Below are 25389 nucleotides of genomic sequence, written 5' to 3'. Positions count from 1 at the left end.
GAACGCCGATGTCAGCACATCCTGTGCAAGTCAATGAAAAAGGTCAGACAGTTCATACTTATGTATGAATTAGTCTGACCTTTTGTCAATAAAAACCTAGTTATCTTTAAAAAATCTAGCTAGTCCCTGGTAAATTCCGGTCGTCACTGTATCTTGAAATTGACTGGAAGATACAAGTATTTCTTCGGTTGGGTTGCTAAGGTAACCTAGTTCTAACAGTATAGCATTGCGCTTATTCTCTCTTAACACATAATAATCACCGAAACGATAGCCGCGGTCCTTAAGATTTGTTTTAGACGCAATAGAGGAGTGAACATTAGCAGCTAAATTCTTTTGATAGGAATGATAATAATAAGTGGTCATTCCATGAACACTCCGGTCTAACATACTATCATAATGAATACTGATAAAAGCATCAGCATTATGATAATGTGATGTATACACCCGTGATGATAATGGGATATATGTATCATTATTCCGAGTCAAAATGACAATAGCCCCTGTAGCTGTCAATTTTTCATATAAGCTTTGAGCTGTTTGCAACGTTAATGATTTTTCAAGCGTCCCTCTTGCTCCTGTTGTTCCATTGTCTCTTCCACCATGGCCAGGATCAATCACAATTTTTTTATTCTTCAAGTGTAATTCTGATCCTGGTTTCTCTATTATCGGTACTGAGCCATTTACTGAAACAATCCATCCGGCAATGTATCCGCTTTCCCCATTAGGGAGACGGATTTCATACCAATCATTATGGATACTCACAATATCAAATATATCTCCTTGATTGGCCCTATGTACGACTTCCGATTGAGTGTTTGGATTTTTTCTAATGTTAGATCCATCATGGATAATTGAAAGTGAGCTATCCTTCACTTTTTGCTCATTTTTAGTAGGCAGAGCAGGTTCTGACTTGTCCAAATACCAGCTAGCCACCCAGCCAAATAATCCCTTTTTATACTCGATTTTTGCCCAATTATTGGCTTCCTCGATAATTTGATAGCTTTGGTTTTGTTTTACAGAGCCGATTGCCTTCCCGCTTAAAGAGGCAGTATCTCTAACAATTAACGATGTTGCCGTTACCTTGCCAGTTTTACCTGAGCTTACCGCTTCATTTTGCTGTTTTTCGGGAGCCGGGCTAGTGGCAGTGGCTTTGTCCAGTTGAATATATTGGCTGCTTACCCATGCCTTCGTCCCAGAAAAGGAGATTTCGGTCCATTCACTTGTTTGAGATAATATCTTTACATTGTCTCCTGAACTTAATTTTCCAATAATTGAACTATTAAGTGAAGGTGAGCTCCTGACATTTAAGGAATTCACGGTTATTCTGCCATTCAATTTTCCTTCTACACTAGTACCATTACTGCTAGATTGGATTTGGATAAAGTCACTGGAGACCCAGCCATTGCCAAAAGGAGTTTGAAGATTTACCCAACTCCCTTCTTTACTCTGAACTGTGTATGCTTCTCCTTTATTAACCGTTCCAATCACTGGAAAGCTTGTCCCTGGGCCTTTTCTGATTCGCAGGCCATCAGAGGAAATAATCGCTGTCTTGTTCTTTTCAAGAATTTCCGAAGAAATATTGCTTGGGGTATTGTTAACCTTTGTAACAAGCCAATTTGCTACCCAGCCTTTAACGCCGTTACCTACCTGGATTTCAATCCAATCCTTATTCTCGGAAAGCAATGAATACTGCTCACCTTTTTTCGCTTTTGCAACAATAGGATAGCTTAGTCCAGGTCCTTTCCTAATGTTTAGATTGTCAGTTCCAACCTTGACTAACTGTCCAGCTGCTACGGCCACAGACTGGGGAGTTGCCAATCCTATGAAAAGAATCAGGCAGAGCAACGATAAAATATGTTTCTTTCTGAGCATCAGCAGCCTCCTTTCATTAAATCAAACACTTTTATTCATAAATCTGGCAGATTCTTCATCTTCAAGAAAAACAAAAATACGGGGCACAGTCAAGTAAATTTCATCGTTACTTGTTAAATAGATCAGATTTCATTAGGAACTGCGGCTTCAAATTGTTCCCAATGTAATGTCTTTTTTAGTCCCCATTACTAATTCGCTCCCTAATGCGAATTTCCTCTCATAAAATTCTTGCTTTTTATTTTTGCAAATTGGAAACATTTTTAATGATTATGGAGAGAATAAGGAGGACTAATCGTATAAGGGTGATAAAAATGAGGTTTGGTGAAAAGGGTATGTCTGCCCAGTTAGGGGAAAATCAGCTTTTCGGTGTAGACTTTCATGACTTTATTCAAAAAGAGCAAAGCTCCAATATGGTAGAATTGGCTTCAGAATTTGGACTTTCTGTAAAAGATGTACGTAAGTTAAAGAAACATTTAGAAAGATCTTAAGGAACACTATTGACATTATTATTTATGATACGTATGATTATATAAATATTAGGATATATGAATAAAAACTGTTGATGAAGAATAGTAGTTAAGCTCCACATGAAAAGAGAAGAAATGTCATAGGCTGAAAGCATTTCTGCATGATGATTTAATGAAAGAACACTTCGTAGGTTTCTCTCTGAAAGAGGCAATCCCTTTATTAGGAGTTGAACGTTCACAGGCGTTAACTGTAAAAGAGGAAGCACGTTTTTTTAAGACGTCTTCAATTAGGGTGGCACCACGGGAAATTATAAGCTCTCGTCCCTTGTATTGTATACAAGGAGGCGGGGGCTTTTTTATTTTTTTTAGAAAAAACTACTTATCTTTGGAATAAGGAGGATTAAGACATGACATCAATCCAAATACCGCGGGGAACGCAAGATATTCTCCCAGGTGAAATCGAAAAATGGCAGTTAATTGAGGAAAAAGCTAGAGAACTTTGTGAGAAGTTTCAATATCGCGAAATCAGAACCCCGATATTTGAGCATACAGAGTTATTTTTGCGCAGTGTTGGGGATACAACCGATATTGTTCAAAAGGAAATGTACACGTTTGAAGACCGCGGAGAACGCAGCTTAACACTTAGACCAGAAGGAACTGCAGCAGTGGTTCGTTCCTTTGTTGAAAATAAAATGTTTGGGGACGCAACTCAGCCTGTAAAGCTTTATTATATGGGGCCTATGTTCCGCTATGAGCGCCCACAGGCAGGACGGTACCGCCAATTTGTTCAATTTGGCATTGAGGCCATTGGAAGCAATGACCCTGCAATAGATGCAGAGGTTATCGCCTTAGCTATGTCCCTTTATAAAGAACTTGGATTGGAAAAGATAAAGCTCATTATTAATAGTCTTGGTGATAAAGAAAGCCGAACTGCACATCGTGAAGCTTTAATAAACCACTTTAAACCAAGAATTAGCGAGTTTTGTTCAGATTGCCGGAGCAGACTAGAGAAAAATCCAATGCGAATTCTTGACTGTAAACAAGATAGAGACCATGAGCTAATGAAAGCAGCTCCATCAATTATCGATTACTTAAATGACGAATCCAAGAATTATTTTGATAAAGTACAGCAGTACTTAACTGACCTAGATATAGCTTTTGAAGTTGACCCAAATCTAGTTCGTGGACTTGATTACTATAACCATACAGCCTTTGAAATAATGAGCAATGCAGAAGGGTTTGGAGCCATCACGACACTTTGTGGAGGTGGAAGGTATAATGGCCTGACCGAAGAAATTGGTGGTCCTGAGGCGCCGGGAATCGGTTTTGCGATGAGCATTGAGCGTTTTATCGCTGCCCTAGAGGCTGAACAAATTAAGCTGCCTATTAAAGAGGAAATTGATTGCTATCTAGTTTCGCTAGGAGAAGAAGCAAAGGACTATACAGTTGGATTACTGCATAGGCTTCGCCTTGCTGGCTTTTCAGCAGAGAGAGATTATTTAAATAGAAAAATAAAAACACAGTTTAAAGCGGCGGACAGATCCAATGCCAAATATGTGGCAATTTTAGGGGAGGACGAACTGAAAGCTAATAAAATCACCCTAAAATCTATGGAAACTGGTGACCAGACAGAAATGGAACTGGATACATTTGTGGAAAAATTCACAGAGCTAGCTAGAAAATAGGAGGAATAAAGAATGTTTGGGAGAACGTACTACTGCGGAGAAGTGACAGAAGCCGCCATTGGCGAAAAGGTTATATTAAAAGGTTGGGTACAAAAGCGCCGTGATTTAGGAGGATTAATCTTCATCGATTTGCGCGACCGTACTGGCATTATCCAAATTGTTTTTAACCCGGAGGTTTCACAAGAGGCACTTGCTATCGCGGAAAAAGTAAGAAATGAATATGTGCTTGATATAGAAGGAGAAGTCATCGCTCGCGGAGAAGGCACAATCAATGAAAATATTGCGACTGGTCGTATTGAAGTACTAGTTAAAAAGATTTCGATCTTAAATGAAGCTAAAACTCCCCCATTCATGGTTGATGATAAAACAGATGTTTCCGAGGATGTTCGTTTAAAATATCGGTACCTTGATTTGAGAAGGCCGGCTATGTTCGAAACTTTAAAAATGCGTTATCAAGTTACGAAAGCGATGAGGGATTTTCTAGACGGTGAAGGCTTCCTTGATATCGAAACACCGATTTTAACGAAAAGTACGCCAGAAGGTGCCCGTGACTATTTAGTTCCAAGCCGTGTACATCCAGGTGAGTTCTATGCATTGCCGCAATCTCCGCAAATTTTTAAACAGCTGTTAATGGTTGGCGGCTTAGAAAGATATTATCAAATTGCCCGCTGTTTCCGTGATGAGGATTTGCGTGCGGACCGTCAGCCTGAATTTACGCAGGTCGATATGGAAATGAGCTTTATGAGCCAGGATGAAATAATTGGCCTAATGGAAAACATGATGAAAAAGGTCATGAAGGAAGTAAAGGGGCTAGATATCCAACTTCCATTCCATCGGATGACGTATCAGGAGGCGATGGATCGCTTTGGCTCTGATAAGCCTGATACTCGTTTTGGCTTGGAATTAACAGATTTATCGGAGATTGTGAAGGACTCCAGCTTTAAAGTATTTGCAGGAGCCGTATCATCCGGCGGTCAAGTAAAGGCAATTAATGTGAAAAATGGCGGCAGCAAATATTCAAGAAAAGATATTGACGCGTTAACTGAATTTGCAGCTGTTTATGGGGCAAAAGGTCTTGCTTGGTTAAAGGCAGAAGAGGACGGATTAAAGGGCCCGATTGCTAAATTCATATCCGAGGATGAACAAAAGGCAATGACTGCCACTTTGTCTATTGAAACGGGAGATTTATTATTATTTGTAGCAGACAAGAAAAACGTTGTGGCTGATGCACTTGGAGCTCTTCGTTTAAAGCTTGGTAAAGAGCTTGGACTGATCGATCAAAGCAAGTTTAACTTCCTTTGGATTACAGATTGGCCATTATTAGAATATGATGAAGAGGCAGGCCGTTATTTTGCGGCACATCATCCGTTCACAATGCCATTTAGAGAGGATTTGGAACTGCTTGATACGGATCCATCCAATGTTAGAGCTCAAGCCTATGACCTTGTATTAAACGGTTATGAGCTTGGCGGCGGCTCCCTTCGTATTTTTGAAAGAGCTGTACAGGAAAAAATGTTTAATGTCCTTGGCTTTACGCAAGAGGAAGCAAATGAGCAATTTGGTTTCTTAATGGAAGCATTTGAATACGGCACGCCTCCTCATGGCGGTATTGCTTTAGGCTTAGACAGATTAGTTATGCTGCTGGCAGGAAGATCTAATCTTCGTGACACAATTGCATTCCCGAAAACAGCAAGTGCAAGCTGTCTGTTAACAAATGCTCCTGGAGAAGTGAGTGCAGCGCAATTAAATGATTTGCACCTTGCATTGAACGTAAAAAAATGAACATTGACCTATATTTGCTCGCTTGAAAGAGCATAGTGAATATGATAAAATACTATTAATCTTTAAAGAGTCCTGATGTGTTCGTTGTGTAACCTGACATTTTGACCGAACATCTATCCTTCGGGAGTCCAGAGTTTTCTATAGCGGCGTAAATGCCTCATGGAATGAGGACTTACATAAGCAGAAACAGGACACCCACCTGCTTTGTGCGGGTTCAAAACGAAGGCATCTAAGCGACGGCACGATTGGGACTCTTTCCTTACATATGAATACAAAATCTATTCCACATTAAAGGAATAGGTTTTTTTGTTTTTGTTGGACTGAAAAAATGCCTAACAAGGTCATTTAGACGCTCAATCAGGTGCCCATCGAAGGTGAAAATAGCCCCGACCGGTCATCAGTCGCTCAATCAGATGCCCGCCGTAGCGGGAAATTGCAAGCAACGGGCATCAGATACTTCTTAAAGAATAATAAAGCTTTATAATTTTTTTAATACAGCAAAAAAAGCCTGCAGATTGACAGGCTTGAAGGATTTATTTAACAGCTAAATATTCATCAGTAATGTTTTGTATGATTGTGTGAACGGGCAATATTTGCTTAATTTCAGAAACTCTTGCACCCGCGAATACGAGGCCGTTTTCTACATCGCCGCCTACAGATTTCAGAAGTGAATCTAGAGTGCAAAAGCGGTAGGAGCAGTTTTTTAAGCAATCATGGCATTTATCGATTTTTAATTTTCCCGTACCAGAAATTAAATCGGTGAATTTGTTCTTTATTGCTCTCCCTTGCAGACCAACTGTTGTTTTAACAAGAATTGTATCTTCTTTTTTCGCATTCACATATTTTTCTTTAAAGGCAAATGGAGCGTCACATTCCTCACTGGCAACAAACCTTGTACCCATTTGTACACCTGAAGCACCCATTTGAATCGCTTTTGCTACATCTTCTCCGGTTAGTATTCCACCAGCTGCAATGACTGGAATGTTAACCGCTTCAACTACTTCTGGAAGGATTTCAAATAAAGGGCGATCCGTTCCTAAGTGTCCGCCTGCTTCACATCCTTCAACAACAACTGCAGAAGCTCCTAATCTTTCAGAAAGTCTTGCTAGCTTAGCTGTAGAAACAATGGAAATTACCGGAATTCCACTCTCTTTCCCCCAGGAATACATATCGCGTGAAATACCAGCACCGGAAATAATAAAATCGACCTTTTCCTCTATGGCAGCTTTCATTTTTTCGGCAAAATCATTCATCGCAAATAATACATTGACGCCAATATAGCCTTGTCCAATAATCTTTTCCTTTGCCCTTTTAATATGAAATTTCAGTTCATCTGTTGAAATCCCAGTTCCTGATATTATGCCAATCCCGCCTGCATTTGCTACAGCTGAAGCGAGCCCGCTTAGTGATATACCAACTCCCATACCTCCTTGAAGAATGGGAACTTTTGGTTCCATATGGCCAATTTTTAATTGTGGTAAGTTCAATATAAAACCCCATTTCGATTGTTTTAGAATGATTAGGTTCATGCAATTTTTAGAGTAACATGATAATTAAATAAAAGATGTGATTTATATTACTAGGTACTAATAGTTGATGTTAAATTTTTATTTGCAAATGGTAAAAAAATAAATCATTTTATTCCAATGGAGATACTTATTTTTCTTAAAAAGTATGGTATATTCAATATCGGGAAAAACAAAAGTAGGACCAATTATTACGTGGTTATTAATTTTGAAAGTGTTATGGAGCTGAGAATATATGTTGCATCAATTTTCAAGAAATGAACTTGCTATCGGTAAAGAAGGGTTAGACATCATGAAAAACAGCACAGTTGCTGTTCTAGGGGTTGGCGGTGTAGGGACCTTCGCTGCAGAAGCGTTAGCCCGGTCTGGTGTTGGGCGATTAGTATTAGTTGATAAAGACGATGTTGATATTACAAATGTAAATCGGCAAATTATTGCCTTGCTTTCCACTGTTGGTCAGCCAAAGGTTGATTTAATGAAAGAGCGGATCAAGGACATTAACCCAGAATGTGAAGTAATTGCGTTGAAAATGTTTTATACCGAGGAAACGTACGAGCAGTTTTTCGAGTATGGCCTTGATTTTGTCATCGATGCATCAGATACGATTTCTTATAAAATTCATTTAATGAAAGAATGTTTAAAGAGAAATATCCCGATGATTTCAAGCATGGGTGCTGCCAATAAGATGGATCCAACCCGATTCCAAATTGCAGATATTTCTAAAACGCATACAGATCCAATCGCAAAAGTCATTCGCACCCGATTAAGAAAAGAAGGAATTCGCAAGGGAATTCCAGTTGTGTTTTCAGATGAAAGCCCAATTGTTATTCGTGAGGATGTAAGAAAGGAAGTTGGAAAAGACGATGCTGTTATTCGTAAGGCAAAAATGCCGCCTTCTTCTAATGCTTTCGTCCCGTCAGTCGCTGGTTTAGTTATGGCTAGCTATGTTGTTAGAGAACTGTTAAAGGATATTAAAGTGAATCGAGTTAAGAATGAGAATTACTAATTATTCAGTCCAGCTTTGCTGGGCTTTTTTTTTATGTTTTTAATGAATCATCCTAATAGGCTCTTTCTTTAACAGGCAGTCTGCTTGTTGTAATATTTTTAAGACGTTTTCATATTTTTCTCTTTCCATCTCAAATAGTTCCTGCTTCTCAACAAGTGTTTTCATTAGTGATTTATTTTTAGCATTAAGACGATTATTATCTTCCTGAAGGCGGTTATTTTCATCTATTAGTTCGGCTTCTGGTAACTCAGCAGAATAATTTTTAAGAAAGCTAATTGCTTGATCCAAACTATTGATAGGCTCATTTTTTTCAGGCAAATGAATTTGCGAAGATTCAAGTTCTTTATTTTCGAAGGGTTCTTTAGGGGCTTTAATGCTTTTTTCGGCTTTATCTTTTAAAACTGAATTCCATCTTGATTTACAGGCTGCCTCCGATCTCCCTAATTCTATGCTGGCTTTTTTAAACGCTGAAGCCCTAGAATCCCCGTTTGAAACATACTCCTCTACAATTTCCATCAGCAAATGATCTTCTTCTTCTGTCCATAAACCTTTTCGCGCCTTCATTTTTTCGCTCCTTTGCAAAAATTGAAATATACGTTTTATCCTCACCTTTCAAAAAAGAAAATATTCAGTGGGAATGTAACCGAATAAATAATCACTCCTAATTTTTCTAAAAAAAGTAAATTGTATTGACTTCCCCGTATGTACCAGTGTACTATTTAACTAATACACTATAACATTCATGCAGGAGGGAGAACAATGTTAGCATTTAAAGGCTTATTTATAAAAGAAATTAAATTAACTAAAAGCTGGTTTATGGTAGGAATCGGGATATTATTTTTCTCTTTTATTGCAGGGTTAGGGTTGATGCATTACTTTAAAGAATTTGTCATTTTTCCGATCATTTCCATCATGATCCTCGTTGGCCATGTATTATATTTGCCAGCATACTTGATAAATTCACTGAATATTGAAGGACATTCACAGCTATGGCTGCACAATCCTAATCATGGTGCAAAGCTGTTCCTAGCAAAGCTATCAGCGGGATTTGTTTATTTCCTTGTTTCGTTTTCGATTGCGTTATTTATTACAGATTGGCAAGTAAATCATTCCATGCATGCAGAAAGCTTTAATCATTTTGCTGGTGAACCGTTGCCTAATATCAGCTTAATTGGAATCGCACTTGCTTTAAGCTCTATCTATTTAGGAATATGGGTGTTATTTTACTGGGCGTTCTATCACTCACTAAAAGGAATTCCTTCACTTAATACATTTCGTTGGCCAATCATAATCGGATTATGGGTTGTATTAACTGCAGCTAGTAATTATATTCAAAATCTGCCGTTTTATAAAAAACTTATAAATATAGGTGTAATCAAGTTAGAACCTATGAAAACGTTAAAGTTTGAAACAGGAAAAAGTTCAGCATCAGCAGGATTAGTAGATACAGCTGAAATATCAATTATGAACGGAATTATTTATACAGCTGTAGCCGCAGTTGTTTTCCTCATTGCAGTTTGGCTATTAGAGAGGAAAGTGGAGGTGTAGTGTAATGGGAGAGGAATTCCAAGCATCAAAGCCGATATATATACAGATCGTTGATAAAATAAATCAGCAAATCGCGAGAGGAGAATTATTGCCTGGAAACAAACTCCCTTCTGTCCGTGAAATGGCGATTCAAACTGGAGTCAATCCAAATACAATTCAACGAACCTATAGTGAGTTAGAAAGGATGGAAATCGTGGAAACGAAACGCGGGCAAGGGACATTTGTGACTGAAAACACCAACCAAATTAAGGACTTAAAGGCGAAGCTGCAGATGGATATTATTGAAGCATTTTTTAATAACATGAAAGAGCTTGGCTTTTCGGAAGAAGAAATGGTCTCTGGCTTACAATTTTATATTAAAGGAAAGCGAGAGGGTTAAAGATGATTGAATTTCAGCATGTCACGAAAAAGTACGGAAGAGAAATAGGTTTGGATGATGTCACGTTCACACTTGAAAGCGGGAAAATATATGGGCTGCTTGGTCCGAACGGAAGCGGAAAATCTACAACCTTAAAGATGATCGCTGGTCTTGTACTCCCATCAACTGGGAAGGTAATTGTGAATGGGAAAGCATCTGATCGAAGAATAGCTGCAAGTGTAGCCTATCTGTCAGAGCTTGATATGTTCTATCAGCCTTTTAAAGTAAAGGATATGATCAACTTCCATGCTTCACAGTTTGCGGATTTTCGAATGGAACGGGCGAAAGAATTAGTTCAATTTATGAACTTGGATCCGAATAAAAAAATTAAGCAACTGTCAAAAGGAAACCGCGGACGTTTAAAGCTCGTGCTAGCCTTAGCAAGGGAATCATCTGTGTTGCTATTAGATGAACCATTTTCTGGGCTAGATCCAATGGTGAGGGATTCTATCGTAAAAAGCTTGCTTTCCTATATTGATTTTGAAAACCAAATCGTCATTATTGCAACACATGAGATTGATGAAATTGAGCCCCTGCTAGATGAAGTGTTAGCCATGCAAAATGGGAAATTAATTGGCCGCCACCATGTTGAAGAGCTTAGAGAAACAGAAGGTATTTCCATTATCGAATGGATGAAAAGGACATTTAAAGAATCGAGGGGAGAATAAATGAGCGCTACTGTAGAGATTCAAAACGTAACAAAAATCATTAATGGAAGAACAATCATTGATTCTCTGAGCTTTAATGTTAATAAAGGGGAAGTGTTTGGTTTTCTTGGACCTAATGGTGCCGGAAAGACAACCACGATTCGGATGATAGTGGGGTTAATTGGGATGACATCTGGTGATATCAAAATCCTTGGCCACAGTATCAATGCAGATTTTGAAAAAGCCATTACCCATGTAGGTGCTATTGTTGAGAACCCTGAAATGTATAAATTTATGAGCGGCTATCAGAACCTTATTCATTATGCAAGAATGTCTAAGGGAGTATCGAAGGAGAAAATTAATGAGACTGTAGAGCTTGTCGGTTTGACAGACAGAATCCATGATAAGGTGAAAACTTATTCCCTCGGTATGAGACAAAGATTAGGACTGGCACAATGCCTTTTACATGATCCTAAAGTATTGATACTGGACGAGCCGACCAATGGGTTAGACCCGGCCGGAATTAGGGAAATTAGGGATCATCTAAGAATGCTAGCACGAGAAAGGGATATGGCAGTTATCGTATCAAGCCACCTTTTATCGGAAATGGAAATGATGTGTGACCGTATTGGCATCATTCAATACGGAAAGCTCATTGATGTTCAGCTGATTAGCGATTTTGTTCAAGGGAATGAAAAGGTTTATGAGATGGAAGTGGATAAAAAGGAGAAAGCGAGTTCTATAATAGGGGAGCTATTCTCTGAATTGCAGGTGAAATTGACTGAGAATGGCATTGCAGTTCCATTAAAAAGAGAGGTAGTTCCAGTTATAGTGAAAGAGCTTGTTAAAAGTGAAATACAAATTTATGGAATAAAAGAGATGACAAAAACATTAGAAGACCGATTCCTAGAAGTGACATCCACGGAGGTGAATTGAGAATGTTTAGACTGATCCAAAATGAATGGATGAAAATATTTAAGCGGCCTGGGACGTATGTGATGATTGGAATTCTCCTTTTAGTTACAACGATAGCTGGCGGTTTTATTAAATATCAGGAATCTAAAGGAGCTGTACCAGATAACACAGAATGGAAAAGAGGGCTTCAAGTTCAGAATGACAGTTATGAAAAGCAGCTAGAAGAAATGGGCAGTTCTGCACCAAGAGAAATGAAGGAGCATTATGAAAGAGAAATAGCGCTAAATACGTATCGAATCGACCATGATATTTCTCCAAATGTGGATTATTCGATATGGGGATTTGTTAATGATGCTTCACAGACGATCGAATTTGTTGGATTATTTACGATCATTATTGCAGCAGGAATTGTCGCAAGTGAATTTAATTGGGGAACCATTAAGCTGTTATTAATTCGTCCCATTAAAAGGGGGAAAATTTTGCTGTCAAAGTATTTAACAGTTCTCCTGTTTGGCTTATTTATGCTTGCTCTCCTATTTGTTTATTCTGGTGGACTAGGGGCAATCCTTTTTGGCATGCCTGAACATCCGACTCCTTATTTAAAATATTTTAACGGGGCGGTTACTGAACAAAGTATGTTTGTTCATTTACTCAATTATTACAGTCTTAAATCAATCAATATGCTAATGCTTGCTACAATGGCATTTATGATTTCAGCAGCATTCAGAAGTAGTTCACTTGCAATTGGCTTGTCCTTATTCCTTTTATTCATGGGGGGACAGGTGACTAGATTGATTTCGATGAAATACGAATGGGCAAAATATTTATTATTTGCAAACACTGATTTGCTGCAATATTTTGAGGGATCTCCAATGGTAGAAGGTATGTCATTAGGTTTCTCAGTGACAATGTTAGTTTTATATTTCGCTTTATTTCAAGCAGTCGCTTTCTATGTATTTAAGAAAAGAGACGTAGCCGCTTAAAGAATAGCACGGAAGAAATCGTTGTCAAAGCTGATTTCTTCTGTGCCTTTATTTTTGCAGATTTGAATAAATAGCTGATAAAGCTTGCTCGAATTTACCTGTCTTCTTCGGCTGGTAGTATAGTTTATTTTTAATATTATTCGGCAGGTATTGCTGCTTAACCCAGCCGCCCTCATAATCGTGGGGGTATTTATAATCAATTCCTCTGCCAAGTTCCTTAGCCCCTTGATAATGAGCATCCTTAAGGTGATCTGGGATTTCGCCGCTGATTCCTTTTCTAATATCGGCAAGGGCTGTATCTATTGCCATAATTGCTGAGTTCGATTTTGGTGATAAGCAAAGCTCGATAACTGCATTTGCAAGAGGTATTCTTCCCTCAGGAAAGCCTACCCGTTCGGCCGTTTCAATCGCTGCAAGTGTTCGAGCCCCTGCCTGGGGAGAAGCAAGTCCGATATCTTCATAGGCGATTACTAGTAAACGTCTGCTGATGCTTTGCAAATCCCCTGCTTCAATTAATCTTCCTAAATAGTGCAAAGCGGCATTGACATCGCTTCCCCGGATCGATTTTTGGAATGCAGAGAGAACATCATAATGGGCATCTCCATCTTTGTCATGGGTTAAGCTTTTTCGCTGCATGCATTCTTCTGCTGCTGCTAAATCAATTTGTATGATGTTTTCGCTATTAGGTTCAGTTGATAAAACAGCCAGCTCTAAAGCATTTAACGAGCTTCTAACATCTCCATTTGAGGCAGTGGAGAAATGAGTAAGTGCCTCTTCTGTTACTTGAACTTGTTTTTCTCCTAATCCTCGCTCCTTATCCTCGATTGCTCGGAGCAATGCCTCTTTAATATTTTTAACTGATAAAGGCTTTAATTCAAAAATTTGACAGCGGCTGCGGATCGCAGGATTAATGGCATGATAAGGGTTGCTTGTTGTTGCGCCAATTAACGTAATCATCCCATTCTCTAAATAGGGAAGGAGGAAATCTTGCTTCCCTTTATCTAATCTGTGTACTTCATCAAGGAGAAGGATGACTTTGCCGGACATTTTTGCTTCGGCGGCAACGATTTCCATATCTTTTTTATTATTTGTAACAGCATTTAAGTTGCGAAAGGCGAAGCGGGTGCTACCGGCAATTGCGCTAGCAATGGACGTTTTGCCTATCCCAGGAGGTCCATATAAAATCATCGAGCTTAGCTGTTTAGCTCTAACCATTCGATTAATAATTTTCCCTTGGGCTACAAGATGCTCCTGCCCAATGATTTCTTCGATCGTTCGCGGTCTCATTCGGAATGCTAATGGCTTAATATTCAATTTCATCACTCCAAAACTTCTAATGCATTCAGCCGAAATAAAAACTTCGACTAAATGAAGTTAAAGCCTCCGGCGGATGCCTCATATTTTTAGGGGAAATCTATCGAGCATGCTCGATAAAAATCTGGGCGCAATTTCGCTGAGGCGAGTTTGATTAAAGGTACAATATTATTAAACATACCATAATAATAGGAATGACAAAATGATTTATCACCTCTAAATATGCTATAATAACAAAAGTCTATCTATATACTAAGAATAAGCTTTACTAATGGGGAGAAATGGACAGGTGAATATGATAAAAAGGGGTCAAATTGGGTCAAGATTCATTGTTTTTATAGTGGGGCTGCTTGTCATGACTCTTGGGGCTGTGCTGTTAATTCTTGCTGATTTAGGTGCAACACCATGGGATATCTTTCATGTAGGCTTATATTATCAATTCGGGCTTACAATTGGAAGCTGGTCCATTATTGTCGGGTTCGTTATTTTGGCTTTATCATCTGTTATTCTGAAGGAGTTCCCAAAAATGGGTGCTTTTTTAAATATGGTTTTATTTGGTTTATTTATGGATTTTTATTTAATGCTTCCCTTTATGCAAACCCCATCTTCACTTACAGGGAAAATCATAATGTTTATTTTCGGAATTATTACTTGCTGCTACGGCATGGGTATTTATATTTCGGCACAATTTGGAGCGGGGCCAAGGGATAGCCTCATGATTGCCTTAACATCAAAAACAGGCTGGAAAGTTGCACATATTAGACTTTGCATGGAAATCGCCGTGCTTTTGATCGGCTGGCAGCTCGGAGGACCTGTTTTCTGGGGAACAATTATTATTGGAATTTCGATCGGTCCGATAGCAGGTATTGCTTTGCCGCAATGCCAGAATATGACTGACCGGTTCTTAGCTAAAATGAAAGCGAAAAATAAAGTGCCAGTTTTAAATGAAAAAGATAGAGGTGTAAGTTAATGAAAATATCGACAAAAGGCCGCTACGGTTTAACTATTATGATGGAATTAGCGAAGAAGCATGGAGAGGGTCCTATTTCTTTAAAATCAATTGCCCAGACAAATGATCTTTCTGAGCATTACTTGGAACAGCTCATTGCTCCTTTACGGAATGCGGGCTTAGTCAAGAGCATCCGCGGAGCTTATGGCGGTTATATTTTAGGAGATCTTCCCGGCAATATAACATCAGGAGACATTATTCGCGTCTTGGAAGGTCCAATTAGCCCTGTGGAAGGGATTGAAGACGAGGAGCCAGCGAAGAAACATCTTTGGATGAGAATACGTGATGCAGTAAAAGATGTGCTGGACAATACAACACTTGAGGATTTAGCTAATTATAAAGATGATGGAGATACAGACGGCTATATGTTTTATATTTAACAGCTAATTAGCGAAAGCGGCAGGTTTATTTGCGAACGCAGCGGATTTATTTGCGAACGCAGCGGATTTATTTGCGAACGCAGCAGGTTTATTTGCGAACGCAGCAGGTTTATTTGCGAACGCAGCAGGTTTATTTGCGAACGCGGCAGGTTTATTTGCGAACGCAGCAGATTTATTTGCGAACGCAGCAGATTTATTTGCAAACACGGCAGATTTATTTGCGCAAGCAGCAGGTTTATTTGCGAACGCAGCGGATTTATTTGCGAACGCAGCGGTTATATACGAAAAGTCTCGGATATAGCTAAAGAGTAGACTATTAAGAAGGTGAAATATGTGGAGCGGATTTACGTTGATCATGCAGCAACATCTCCTATGCATCCAAAAGTGATTGATAAAATGATGGAAGTGATGAATGCTGAATTTGGCAATCCTTCCAGCATTCATTCTTTTGGCCGAGGTGCCCGCCATATTATTGATGAGGCCCGGACAAAAATTGCAAAAAGTATTGGTGCACAAGCGAATGAATTGATCTTTACTAGTGGAGGGACAGAAGCGGACAACCATGCGATTTTTGGAGTTGCCAATTCCTATCAGCATAAAGGAAAGCATATCATAACAACTCAAATTGAACATCACGCTGTCCTCCATACTTGTGAACAATTGGAAAAGCGGGGCTTTGAAATTACTTATTTACCAGTTGACCAAGAAGGTAGAATATCATTAGACGATCTCGAGAACGCCTTAAGAGATGATACGATTCTTGTAACGATTATGTACGGCAATAATGAGGTTGGAACGATACAGCCAATAAAGGAAATTGGCCAAATCTTAAAAGAACATCCTGCGATATTCCATACAGATGCAGTTCAGGCATACGGTATTGAAAAAATTGATGTCAAGGAATACGGAATTGATTTAATGTCCGTTTCTGCTCATAAGATGAATGGCCCAAAAGGGATTGGATTTTTGTATGCAAAGACAGATATTAAGCTTGCATCGCGGGTATTTGGCGGGGAGCAGGAAAGAAAAAGACGCGCAGGCACTGAAAATGTGCCGTCTATTGCCGGATTTTTGGAGGCTGTCCGGATCTCTCAGCAGGAGATGGATACGAAGCGAGAGGCTTATCTTCAGTTTAAAGCTGCTTTTATCAAAAAGCTTTCCGAAAACAATATAGAATTTAGGCAAAACGGATCGCTTGATTTTTCTTTGCCTCATGTTTTAAACTTAAGCTTTCCCGGAACGAATGTTGAAGCCATGCTTGTGAACCTTGATCTAGCAGGTATAGCTGCATCTAGCGGCTCGGCATGTACTGCAGGCTCAATTGATCCGTCTCATGTTCTAGTTGCCATGTTTGGCAAGGATGACGGGCGTGTTCAAAATTCGATTCGGTTTAGTTTCGGCCTATTCAATACTTTAGAACAGATTGAAAAGGCTGCCGAAGAAACAAGTAAAATCGTTAAACGATTAACAACATAGAAACTTTCTAAAGAAACGTGGTGAAATTCACATGAAAAAAGAGCCTAAGGACACAAGGGTAGTCATTGGGATGTCGGGTGGTGTAGACTCATCAGTTGCGGCCTTGTTATTAAAACAACAAGGGTACGATGTCATCGGTATTTTTATGAAAAACTGGGATGATACCGATGAGTTTGGTGTTTGTACAGCAACAGAGGACTATAATGATGTCATTCGCGTCTGCAATCAAATTGGGATTCCTTATTATGCTGTAAACTTCGAAAAGCAGTATTGGGATAAGGTATTCACCTATTTTCTTGATGAGTATAAGGCTGGCCGAACTCCGAACCCAGATGTCATGTGCAATAAAGAAATTAAATTTAAAGCTTTTCTTGAGCATGCGATGAAGCTCGGGGCGGATTACTTGGCAACAGGGCATTATGCGAGAGTCGAATTCCGAGATGGAGAATATAAAATGCTCCGTGGCATTGATGAGAATAAGGACCAAACGTATTTCCTAAACCAACTAGAACAAGATCAGCTAGAAAAAGTCATGTTCCCGATTGGCGATATTGAAAAGTCTAAAGTCAGGGAGATTGCTATTGAGGCAAATCTTGCTACAGCGACAAAGAAGGATAGTACAGGAATTTGCTTTATTGGCGAACGAAATTTCAAGGAATTCCTTGGAAGCTATTTACCAGCTCAGCCTGGTAATATGGAAACTTTCGATGGCAAAGTAATGGGGAAACATGATGGTCTGATGTATTATACAATTGGCCAGCGGCATGGATTAGGCATCGGCGGAGCGGGTGAGCCCTGGTTTGCGATTGGGAAGGACTTGAAGAGAAATGTTCTGATTGTCGGCCAAGGCTTCCACAATGAGAAGCTTTACTCACATTCGATTACAGCCGTAAATATTGGCTGGGTGTCGGGCAAAGAAATGCCGAAAACCTTTAAATGTACAGCCAAATTTAGGTACCGTCAGCCTGATAACGAAGTAACTGTTGAGCTGCTTGGAGATGACAAAGTAAGAGTCATTTTTAATGAACCGATTAGAGCGATTACTCCTGGACAGGCAGTAGTTTTTTATCATGGTGATGAGTGCCTAGGCGGCGGAACGATTGATGAAGTATATAAAGACGGAAAGCGACTTGATTATGTCGGATAAACTAGTTTGAACATAATGCATGGGGGCTCTTTCGGTTCTGTTAAAACAGAGTCGAAAGAGCCCTTTTTTCTCGTTTGAAACATTGAAGAATATGCTATACTTCTAAATGAAATGGAGTGAATTTAAGATGGATAAAAACCAATTAGGTATTCAATATATGGAAGAAGGAAAATGGGAAGAGGCGGCAACTGTATTTATGGAAGCCATTGAGGAAAAGCCTCAAGATCCAACGTCTTATATAAATTTTGGCAATGTTTTATCAGTCGTAGGAGAAACGGAAAAAGCATTAAAGTTTTATGAAAAAGCTATTGAGCTTGATGAGAATGCAACTGCGGCCTATTATAGTGCAGGAAACTTGCTTTACGATCTTCAAAATTTTCAAGAGGCAAAGAAAATGTTTGAAACCGCGATGAAAAAGGGAATGGAGTCCGGTGATAATTATTTTATGCTTGGCCTATCTTTAATAGCTCTGGAACAAGGAAAATTAGCTTTGCCATATTTACAAAGAAGTACAGAATTAAATGAAAATGATTCTGAAGCATTTTTTCAATACGGCTTATGCTTGGCTCAAGAAAGCTTTATTGATGAATCGATTATTCAGCTGGAGAAATGTATTCATATCGATCCAGACCATGCAGATGCTTATTATAATTTAGGTGTAGCATTTGGCTTCAAGGAAGATGAAGAGAAAGCACTGCAATATTTTGAAAAAGCACTAGAAATTCAGCCAGACCATTTATTGGCGGGATACGGTAAAAAATTGATTGAAAAAGGAACAGAACAATAGGAGATTGAAGAATGAAGGGAAGGAGGCACAGTAATGGATAAGCAGGGCTCACAGGGGACTTTAGATTTATTTTCTGAAAAAGAAAAGAAATACATGAAAGGCCGGCATCTTGTAACCATTTTTCATAATGAACAAAATTTATATACGGTTTTACGGATTCGTGTGGATGAAACAAATCATCATTATGAAGATAAAGAAGCTGTCATTACAGGTTATTTTCCGAAAATGCATGAGCAGGAAACTTATATTTTTTACGGAGATTTGAAGGAACACCCTAAATTTGGAGTCCAGCTTCATGCTAGCCATTATCGCAAGGATATCCCCCAGACCAAACAAGGCGTTGTTAATTACCTTTCAAGTGAGTTATTTAAAGGTATTGGTAAAAAAACAGCCGAAAATATCGTTGAAATACTAGGGGAAAATGCTATAACCAAAATTCTTAATGAGCCTTCCCTTCTTGACGGAATTCCAAAACTGGCTCCTGAAAAAGCAAAGTCTTTATACGATACATTGATGCAGCATCAAGGCATTGAGCAGGCCATGATTGCTTTAAATGAATATGGATTTGGACCTCAGCTCTCAATGAGGATCTACCAATTTTACAAAGAGCAGACGATCGAAACAGTCCAGAATAATCCTTATAAGCTCGTAGAGGATATTGAGGGAATTGGATTTGGCAGGGCAGATGAGCTGGGATATAAGCTTGGAATATCGGGCAATCATCCAGCAAGAATAAGAGCAGCAAGCCTTTACATATTAGAAATGGAAAGCATGCAGGCTGGCCATGTATACATGGAAGCGAGAGAGCTTCTTCAAAGCGCGAAAAGACTTTTAGAGGAAAATCAGCGTGATGAAATCCAATTTAATGATATTTCTAATGAGGTTATAAAGCTCCAGGAAGAGGGAAAAATCATGGTCGAGGAGCAAAGATTATATTTGCCTTCACTTTATTTTTCAGAAAAGGGCCTTGTTACAAATATCAAACGAATTTTGAACCAAACTCAATTTAATGAACAATTCCCGGAATCAGAGTTTCTTCTGGCGCTTGGAAAATTAGAAGAACGTTTAAAGGTTCAATATGCGCCGACACAGAAAGAGGCAATCCAAACGTCGCTTATGTCTCCAATGCTGATACTAACTGGCGGTCCAGGTACAGGGAAGACAACGGTAATTAAAGGGATTGTTGAATTATACGCGGAACTGCATGGCTGTTCGTTAAATCCTAAGGATTACAAGAAGGAGGAGCCTTTTCCATTCCTGTTAGCCGCACCAACTGGAAGAGCGGCTAAGAGGATGGCGGAATCCACAGGCCTGCCCGCGGTCACTATTCACAGGCTTCTAGGGTGGAATGGAACAGAGGCATTCGATCGTAATGAAGAAAATTTATTGCAAGGAAAAATCTTAATTGTTGATGAAACCTCCATGGTTGATATTTGGCTGGCCAATCAGCTATTTAAAGCGCTCCCGGAAAATTTGCAAGTGATCTTAGTTGGGGATGAGGATCAGCTTCCATCAGTAGGGCCAGGCCAGGTTCTAAAAGATTTGCTGCAGTCTGAGAGAATTCCTACTGTTCGGTTAACAGACATTTACAGGCAAGCGGAGGGATCATCGATAATAGAGCTTGCCCATGAAATGAAAAAAGGAAAGCTTCCGGTAAACGTGACGGCGCAGCAAGCGGACAGATCTTTTTTTCAATGCAGTCCAGGCCAAATTTCAGCGGTCGTTGAAAAAATTGTTTTAAATGCAAAGAAGAAGGGATATACAGCGAAGGACATTCAGGTTTTAGCCCCGATGTATAGAGGTCCAGCAGGTATTGATAAGCTGAATGAGATTCTTCAGGAGATTTTCAATCCTAATCCTGACGGAAGTCGAAAAGAGCTCGCGTTTGGGGATGTTAAATACCGAATTGGCGATAAGGTTCTTCAGCTTGTCAATCAGCCTGAAAGTCATGTTTTTAATGGGGATATGGGTGAAATCGTTTCTATATTCTATGCAAAAGAAAATACGGAAAAGCAGGATATGATTATTGTGTCCTTTGATGGAACGGAAGTGACTTACACACGCCAGGACTTAAATCAAATTACCCTTGCTTATTGCTGTTCTGTCCATAAATCCCAGGGAAGTGAGTTTCCGATTGTGATTCTGCCCGTTGTGAAGAGTTATTATCGCATGCTCCGAAGAAATTTGCTGTATACAGCTATTACACGCAGTAAACAATTTCTAATTTTATGCGGGGAAGAAGAAGCTTTAAGGCTTGGGGTAGAAAGGGCGGATGAACTCTCTAGGCTGACTACATTAACGAAAAGGCTAATTGAGGCCATATCGGACGTCATACATGAAGAGAAAGCTGAAGATAAGGAAGAACTTCCAATTTTTGAAATGCTAATGAAAATTGATCCATTAATAGGCATGGAAAATATCACGCCGTATGATTTTATGGAAACCGAAAGAAGCTAAGGGAAGAACAGTGTATAACGACTGTTCTTTTCTTAGCTTCTTTTATAGTTCAAGGGAGGGAATTTAATTGGGCAAATGGAATGAGGAAGCGGCAGCGAATAATAATATGACTGCGGTAGAAATTAAATCGTCTAAGCTGTCTAGAAATAAACAAGTTGAATTTTCTGAAGAGCTTTCAGATGCCGGGGAACGAAATGAGAGGTTTAATAAGCCAAGATATAACAAAAAATAACAATCCTTCATATATGATTTTAATGGGGAGATTGGTAACTGAATCACCTTATTTTTAGATGAAAGAAAACGCAAACTATAAATGTTCCGGAAGGGTGGGACATCTTTTGCGGACATTTTCACTATTAAAAGGACTCCCAGTAATAGAAATAAAAAGTGGAACAAAAATTGGAGAAGTATTTGATTTGAGCATTTCAAGTGGTGGGGTCGTTACAGGCTTAATTATCCGAAAGGGCGCTCTTTTAAAAAAATCTCTTCTGCTTGAAGTGAAGAATGTTTCATCATTTGGATGGGATGGAGTGATGGTTGAAACCCAACAGGTTCTTGAGCCAATAAAGAATATGGACGAATATACCTTCGATAGCCATAACCGGCTTACAGGGAAAATGATGATGACAAGAGAAGGGGAACGGCTAGGGTTATTGGAGGATGTATATTTTCAAGAAGAAGTGGGGACAATTGTAGGGTATGAACTATCGGATGGCTTTTTTTCAGACATGCTGGAAGGAAAACGCGTGGTTAAAACCGAGGCTCCCCCTGCTATTGGAAAGGACGCCATCATCGTTAATGTTAAAGAGTGAGGTGTCTGCTCCATGTTAAAATGTCCTAATTGCCAAAGTAAAGATATTGGAAAAATTGGAATCAGTCAATATTATTGCTGGGGCTGCTTTATTGAGCTTACCATTACTAAAGGTGTAATTAATACTCATCAGGTAGAAGAGGATGGAACGTTGAGTTCACTTGATGACCTGTTTGAAGAAGAAGAACGCCGTTATCTTTCCTGAAAATGCAGGATATTCGGGGACCCATCGTTGCAAACGAATGTTTAACTAAATAAACAAAATATTGTAACGAGGTGATTGGATTGAATAAAATGTTAACTTCAGCCGTGGCATTCGGTGCTGGAATGGCTGCCTATAATCTTGTTCAAAGAAACAACTTAATGTCAGGTCGTCAACGAAGAAAGCTGCAAAGAAGAATAACAAAAACTTTATTTTGATAAAAAGGACTAACGCAAATAACTGCGTTAGTCCTTTTTGATCGGAGAATAAAAATAAAACTTAATTCAATAATAAAAAGAAAACGAAAAGGCGTGATAATAAAATGATTAAAAGAAACTGGATAATCTTTCTATTTCTAGTTGTTGCACTTATGGCTATTAGTGCTGCATGTACTAATATTGAGGGTAAAAAGGATAGTGGTGATGCTTCCACCAATATGAAAGATAAACAGCTTGGATATACTGAAACAAATATGGAGGATTTAAAGGATAAGAATGATCCGTTTAGCAAAGCTGTCAAAAGAGGCTATGATCTAATGAACGAAACTCATGTATTATTAGATGATTACGTTGGCAACCAGCTTTCCTGTTCAAGCTGCCACGGGAATGCAGGACTTGATACAAGCTCACCATTTATTGGAGTGACTGCTGTATATCCGCAATATAATGCACGTGCAGGAAAAGTAGTATCAATAGAAGACCGGATAAATGGCTGCTTTAGGCGAAGTTTAAATGGAAAACCGCTTCCATTGGATAGTGAGGACATGCGGGCAATGGTATCTTATCTTACTTATATTTCTAGAGATGTCCCTACAAGGGTTGAAGAAAGAACGTGGATTACAAAAAATATTATTGAAGAGCTGCCAGAACCTAATGTTGCAAATGGTGAAGCACTTTACAAAAAATCGTGTATGACCTGCCATGGTGAAAATGGTGAAGGCACGGGAGCAAACTCAGGACCTGCCCTTTGGGGTGAAAACTCATTTAATATAGGAGCAGGTATGGCTAGAATTCGAACAGCAGCTGGATATATTAAACGAAACATGCCTATTGGGGAAATGGGAGGCATTAAACAAGGGGAGCTTACTGATCAGCAGGCGGCAGATTTAGCAGCCTACATCTTATCACATGAACGCCCAGACTTCCCAGGAAAAGAAAATGATTGGCCAAACGGTGATGCACCAGAAGATGCAGCATATGAAACGAAAGCTAAAAAGGTAAAGGAAGAAGTTCCGCAGGGGCCAGAAGGAGAAACGAAAAAATAATAATTCATTTTGTAGTCCCAACTGAAAATTCACTTGGGACTTTTCTATTCGTGTATGAATAATAACAAAAATTTTAATAATAATAATGATTAAGGAGGGTGAACGTGGATATTCGGTTAAAATGGTATTACCGCTTAGGCTTTCTCCTTCTTCTTTTTATTGTAATATTTGTTTTTTTAAGGCTGCAGGAGCTATGGCTGCCTATCCTAAAGGTTATTTTTGCTGTGCTTATTCCATTCATTATTGCTGCTTTTATATCCTATTTGCTTCACCCAATTGTTGAAAAGCTTAATAATAGCGGTCTCCATAAAGGGATTGCAGTTTTCGGCATATATATTTTATTTTTCGGGGGACTTGGGTTGGCCCTTTATAAAGGGATACCAGCCTTCATCCATCAATTAGAAGATTTATCGGAAAATGCGCCGCAATTTGCAAATCAATATCGCGGATGGATTGAAATAATCCAGGAAAAAACTTCATCATGGCCTGAAGGTATTCAAGCAAGAATTGATGAAGGAATTCTCGCTATCGAATCTGCTTTAGATAATATGCTTTCGAAAAGTGTTAATATCCTGATAAATATATTTAATTATTCTATAATTATTGCCCTTATACCGTTTATATCATTTTATATGATAAAGGATTATGATTTAATGAAGCGGACAGTGTGGTATTTAACACCTAGAAAGTGGAGACAGGAAGGTATATTATTTTTGCGGGATATTGATAAGTCCCTTGGTGGCTATATAAGAGGACAGATCATTGTCTGTGTGGCTATTGGTGGCATTTCTTCATTGCTCTTTTGGCTTGTTGGGATGAAATATCCATTACTGCTCGGCTTGATCATTGGATTAACAAACGTTATCCCCTATTTCGGTGCATTTGTCGGCGCCATTCCAGCAGTCATAATTGCTTTCGCTATTTCTATAAAAATGGTGATTATTTCAGTTATTATTGTGTTTGTTCTGCAATTTATCGAAGGAAACATTCTATCTCCATTGATCGTAGGAAAAAGCTTAGACATGCATCCGCTAGTCATTATGTTTGCCTTACTTGCGGGAGGAGAAGCAGGAGGTGTCATCGGCTTAATCATTGCTGTGCCTGTTTTGGCTGTTATAAAAGTAAGTCTTGTCCATGCTAGATCACATTTTATTAAAGGGCCAAACTCGAAATTTTCACGTTCTTGAAGGAAATGTTGACAAACATGATTTTAAATCGTTATAATGCGACTATATTAGAAAAGTTAAAGCTAGAAAACACGAAGAAGGAACGAGTATGTTATAGACCATCTGAGCGAAGAGGATTGTCGGGGTTGACCAAGGCGCTCCCGCTTTTCGCGTAAGAAAGGGAATTCCTTGGCTGGAAGAATTCCTAGATGAAGGATAACAGAATGCTAATCCCGAGTGCAGCTAATACCTGCCGTTTATTCCGCGTTAAGGATCTGAGAGATGAAGGTTATTGATTGACTGCCTTCTGAATCAGGGTGGTACCACGAGACCAAGCTCTCGTCCCTGTACAGGGATGAGGGCTTTTTTGCGTAGAAAAACACTTGGGAAAATAGCAAAAAGGGAAAGTCGCTGATATATTGGGAAAGTCGCCGATATATTTGCAAAGTCGCTGATATATTGAGAAAGTCGCTGATATATTTGCGAAGTCGCTGATATATTGAGAAAGTCGCCGATATATTTGCTAA

The 25389-nt window shown here is 39.1% G+C and carries 25 protein-coding genes, 1 other RNA gene and 1 other annotated feature; of the genes, 22 read left to right on the top strand and 4 right to left on the bottom strand.

Annotated features, from left to right (window positions below):
• Positions 1 to 96 precede the first annotated feature (96 nt).
• Positions 97 to 1872 (bottom strand): SH3 domain-containing protein, encoded by a 1776-nt coding sequence (locus tag RRV45_RS16100; protein ID WP_315665698.1) that lies wholly within the window; start codon positions 1870 to 1872, stop codon positions 97 to 99.
• Positions 1873 to 2183: 311 nt separating this feature from the next.
• Here RRV45_RS16100 and RRV45_RS16095 point away from each other — a divergent pair, with 311 nt between their 5' ends.
• From RRV45_RS16095 to ssrS, 4 genes are all read left to right on the top strand, one after another.
• Positions 2184 to 2360 (top strand): hypothetical protein, encoded by a 177-nt coding sequence (locus tag RRV45_RS16095; RefSeq protein WP_315665697.1) that lies wholly within the window; start codon positions 2184 to 2186, stop codon positions 2358 to 2360.
• 62 nt (positions 2361 to 2422) lie between these two features.
• Positions 2423 to 2668, top strand: a binding site (T-box leader).
• Positions 2669 to 2746: 78 nt separating this feature from the next.
• Positions 2747 to 4024 (top strand): histidine--tRNA ligase, encoded by a 1278-nt coding sequence (hisS, locus tag RRV45_RS16090; RefSeq protein WP_315665696.1) that lies wholly within the window; start codon positions 2747 to 2749, stop codon positions 4022 to 4024.
• A 12-nt stretch (positions 4025 to 4036) separates the two neighbouring features.
• Complete coding sequence (gene aspS / locus RRV45_RS16085; protein ID WP_315665695.1) at positions 4037 to 5806, top strand: aspartate--tRNA ligase; 1770 nt, start codon at positions 4037 to 4039, stop codon at positions 5804 to 5806.
• Positions 5807 to 5872: 66 nt separating this feature from the next.
• Positions 5873 to 6062: non-coding RNA, 6S RNA (ssrS, locus tag RRV45_RS16080), on the top strand.
• 277 nt (positions 6063 to 6339) lie between these two features.
• Here the strand turns inward: ssrS and RRV45_RS16075 are convergent.
• The gene (locus RRV45_RS16075) at positions 6340 to 7335 is read right to left on the bottom strand and encodes an NAD(P)H-dependent flavin oxidoreductase (protein ID WP_315665694.1); all 996 of its coding nucleotides are present in this window, start codon (positions 7333 to 7335) and stop codon (positions 6340 to 6342) included.
• A gap of 232 nt (positions 7336 to 7567) precedes the next feature.
• On the opposite strand from RRV45_RS16075, the gene RRV45_RS16070 reads away from it, so the two are divergent.
• Positions 7568 to 8338 (top strand): tRNA threonylcarbamoyladenosine dehydratase, encoded by a 771-nt coding sequence (locus RRV45_RS16070; RefSeq protein WP_315665693.1) that lies wholly within the window; start codon positions 7568 to 7570, stop codon positions 8336 to 8338.
• A gap of 39 nt (positions 8339 to 8377) precedes the next feature.
• Here RRV45_RS16070 and RRV45_RS16065 read toward each other — a convergent pair whose 3' ends face one another.
• Positions 8378 to 8902, bottom strand: coding sequence for a Myb-like DNA-binding domain-containing protein (locus RRV45_RS16065; RefSeq protein ID WP_315665692.1), 525 nt, complete (start codon positions 8900 to 8902; stop codon positions 8378 to 8380).
• 195 nt (positions 8903 to 9097) lie between these two features.
• Here RRV45_RS16065 and RRV45_RS16060 point away from each other — a divergent pair, with 195 nt between their 5' ends.
• From RRV45_RS16060 to RRV45_RS16040, 5 genes are read left to right on the top strand one after another with little or no spacing between them, the layout of a single operon-like run.
• A complete protein-coding gene (locus RRV45_RS16060) occupies positions 9098 to 9886 on the top strand; it encodes a hypothetical protein (protein WP_315665691.1) in 789 nt (262 codons plus the stop codon).
• Between the two features lie 4 nt (positions 9887 to 9890).
• Entirely contained in the window at positions 9891 to 10265 is a 375-nt protein-coding gene (locus tag RRV45_RS16055) for a GntR family transcriptional regulator (RefSeq protein WP_315665690.1), read from the top strand.
• Between the two features lie 2 nt (positions 10266 to 10267).
• Entirely contained in the window at positions 10268 to 10972 is a 705-nt protein-coding gene (locus RRV45_RS16050) for an ABC transporter ATP-binding protein (protein WP_315665689.1), read from the top strand.
• Positions 10973 to 11887, top strand: a complete 915-nt coding sequence (locus RRV45_RS16045) for an ABC transporter ATP-binding protein (RefSeq protein WP_315665688.1) — start codon at positions 10973 to 10975, stop codon at positions 11885 to 11887.
• A 2-nt stretch (positions 11888 to 11889) separates the two neighbouring features.
• Positions 11890 to 12849 (top strand): ABC transporter permease, encoded by a 960-nt coding sequence (locus tag RRV45_RS16040; protein ID WP_315665687.1) that lies wholly within the window; start codon positions 11890 to 11892, stop codon positions 12847 to 12849.
• Positions 12850 to 12897: 48 nt separating this feature from the next.
• Here RRV45_RS16040 and RRV45_RS16035 read toward each other — a convergent pair whose 3' ends face one another.
• Positions 12898 to 14157 carry a replication-associated recombination protein A gene (locus RRV45_RS16035; RefSeq protein WP_315669064.1) on the bottom strand — a complete coding sequence of 420 codons (1260 nt, stop codon included), beginning with the start codon at positions 14155 to 14157 and terminating at the stop codon, positions 12898 to 12900.
• 301 nt (positions 14158 to 14458) lie between these two features.
• Between RRV45_RS16035 and RRV45_RS16030 the strand changes: the two genes are divergently transcribed.
• The 12 genes from RRV45_RS16030 to RRV45_RS15975 all read left to right on the top strand — a co-directional run bounded on the left by RRV45_RS16030 (position 14459) and on the right by RRV45_RS15975 (position 24883).
• Entirely contained in the window at positions 14459 to 15133 is a 675-nt protein-coding gene (locus RRV45_RS16030) for a YczE/YyaS/YitT family protein (protein ID WP_315669063.1), read from the top strand.
• Entirely contained in the window at positions 15133 to 15552 is a 420-nt protein-coding gene (gene cymR, locus RRV45_RS16025) for a cysteine metabolism transcriptional regulator CymR (RefSeq protein ID WP_315665686.1), read from the top strand. The genes RRV45_RS16030 and cymR overlap by 1 nt, the downstream gene beginning before the upstream one ends.
• Positions 15553 to 15885: 333 nt before the next feature.
• Complete coding sequence (locus tag RRV45_RS16020; RefSeq protein ID WP_315665685.1) at positions 15886 to 17028, top strand: cysteine desulfurase family protein; 1143 nt, start codon at positions 15886 to 15888, stop codon at positions 17026 to 17028.
• A 31-nt stretch (positions 17029 to 17059) separates the two neighbouring features.
• Positions 17060 to 18175, top strand: coding sequence for a tRNA 2-thiouridine(34) synthase MnmA (mnmA, locus tag RRV45_RS16015; RefSeq protein ID WP_315665684.1), 1116 nt, complete (start codon positions 17060 to 17062; stop codon positions 18173 to 18175).
• A 127-nt stretch (positions 18176 to 18302) separates the two neighbouring features.
• Positions 18303 to 18962 (top strand): tetratricopeptide repeat protein, encoded by a 660-nt coding sequence (locus RRV45_RS16010; protein ID WP_315665683.1) that lies wholly within the window; start codon positions 18303 to 18305, stop codon positions 18960 to 18962.
• A gap of 33 nt (positions 18963 to 18995) precedes the next feature.
• Positions 18996 to 21419 (top strand): SF1B family DNA helicase RecD2, encoded by a 2424-nt coding sequence (locus RRV45_RS16005; protein WP_315665682.1) that lies wholly within the window; start codon positions 18996 to 18998, stop codon positions 21417 to 21419.
• A 67-nt stretch (positions 21420 to 21486) separates the two neighbouring features.
• Positions 21487 to 21651 (top strand): hypothetical protein, encoded by a 165-nt coding sequence (locus tag RRV45_RS16000; protein ID WP_315665681.1) that lies wholly within the window; start codon positions 21487 to 21489, stop codon positions 21649 to 21651.
• A gap of 106 nt (positions 21652 to 21757) precedes the next feature.
• Positions 21758 to 22231 (top strand): PRC-barrel domain-containing protein, encoded by a 474-nt coding sequence (locus RRV45_RS15995; protein WP_315665680.1) that lies wholly within the window; start codon positions 21758 to 21760, stop codon positions 22229 to 22231.
• A gap of 12 nt (positions 22232 to 22243) precedes the next feature.
• Positions 22244 to 22435 (top strand): hypothetical protein, encoded by a 192-nt coding sequence (locus tag RRV45_RS15990; RefSeq protein WP_315665679.1) that lies wholly within the window; start codon positions 22244 to 22246, stop codon positions 22433 to 22435.
• A gap of 89 nt (positions 22436 to 22524) precedes the next feature.
• Entirely contained in the window at positions 22525 to 22650 is a 126-nt protein-coding gene (locus tag RRV45_RS15985; protein WP_315669061.1) for a YrzQ family protein, read from the top strand.
• 104 nt (positions 22651 to 22754) lie between these two features.
• Positions 22755 to 23696 carry a c-type cytochrome gene (locus tag RRV45_RS15980; protein ID WP_315665678.1) on the top strand — a complete coding sequence of 314 codons (942 nt, stop codon included), beginning with the start codon at positions 22755 to 22757 and terminating at the stop codon, positions 23694 to 23696.
• Between the two features lie 104 nt (positions 23697 to 23800).
• Complete coding sequence (locus RRV45_RS15975) at positions 23801 to 24883, top strand: AI-2E family transporter (RefSeq protein ID WP_315665677.1); 1083 nt, start codon at positions 23801 to 23803, stop codon at positions 24881 to 24883.
• The last annotated feature ends 506 nt before the right edge of the window (positions 24884 to 25389 follow it).

The sequence above is a fragment of the Bacillus sp. DTU_2020_1000418_1_SI_GHA_SEK_038 genome (genome assembly GCF_032341175.1).
Lineage (GTDB): Bacteria > Bacillota > Bacilli > Bacillales > Cytobacillaceae > Cytobacillus.
The sequence above is the reverse complement of the archived record's forward strand: the minus strand, read 5'-3'. Positions and strand labels throughout refer to the sequence as shown.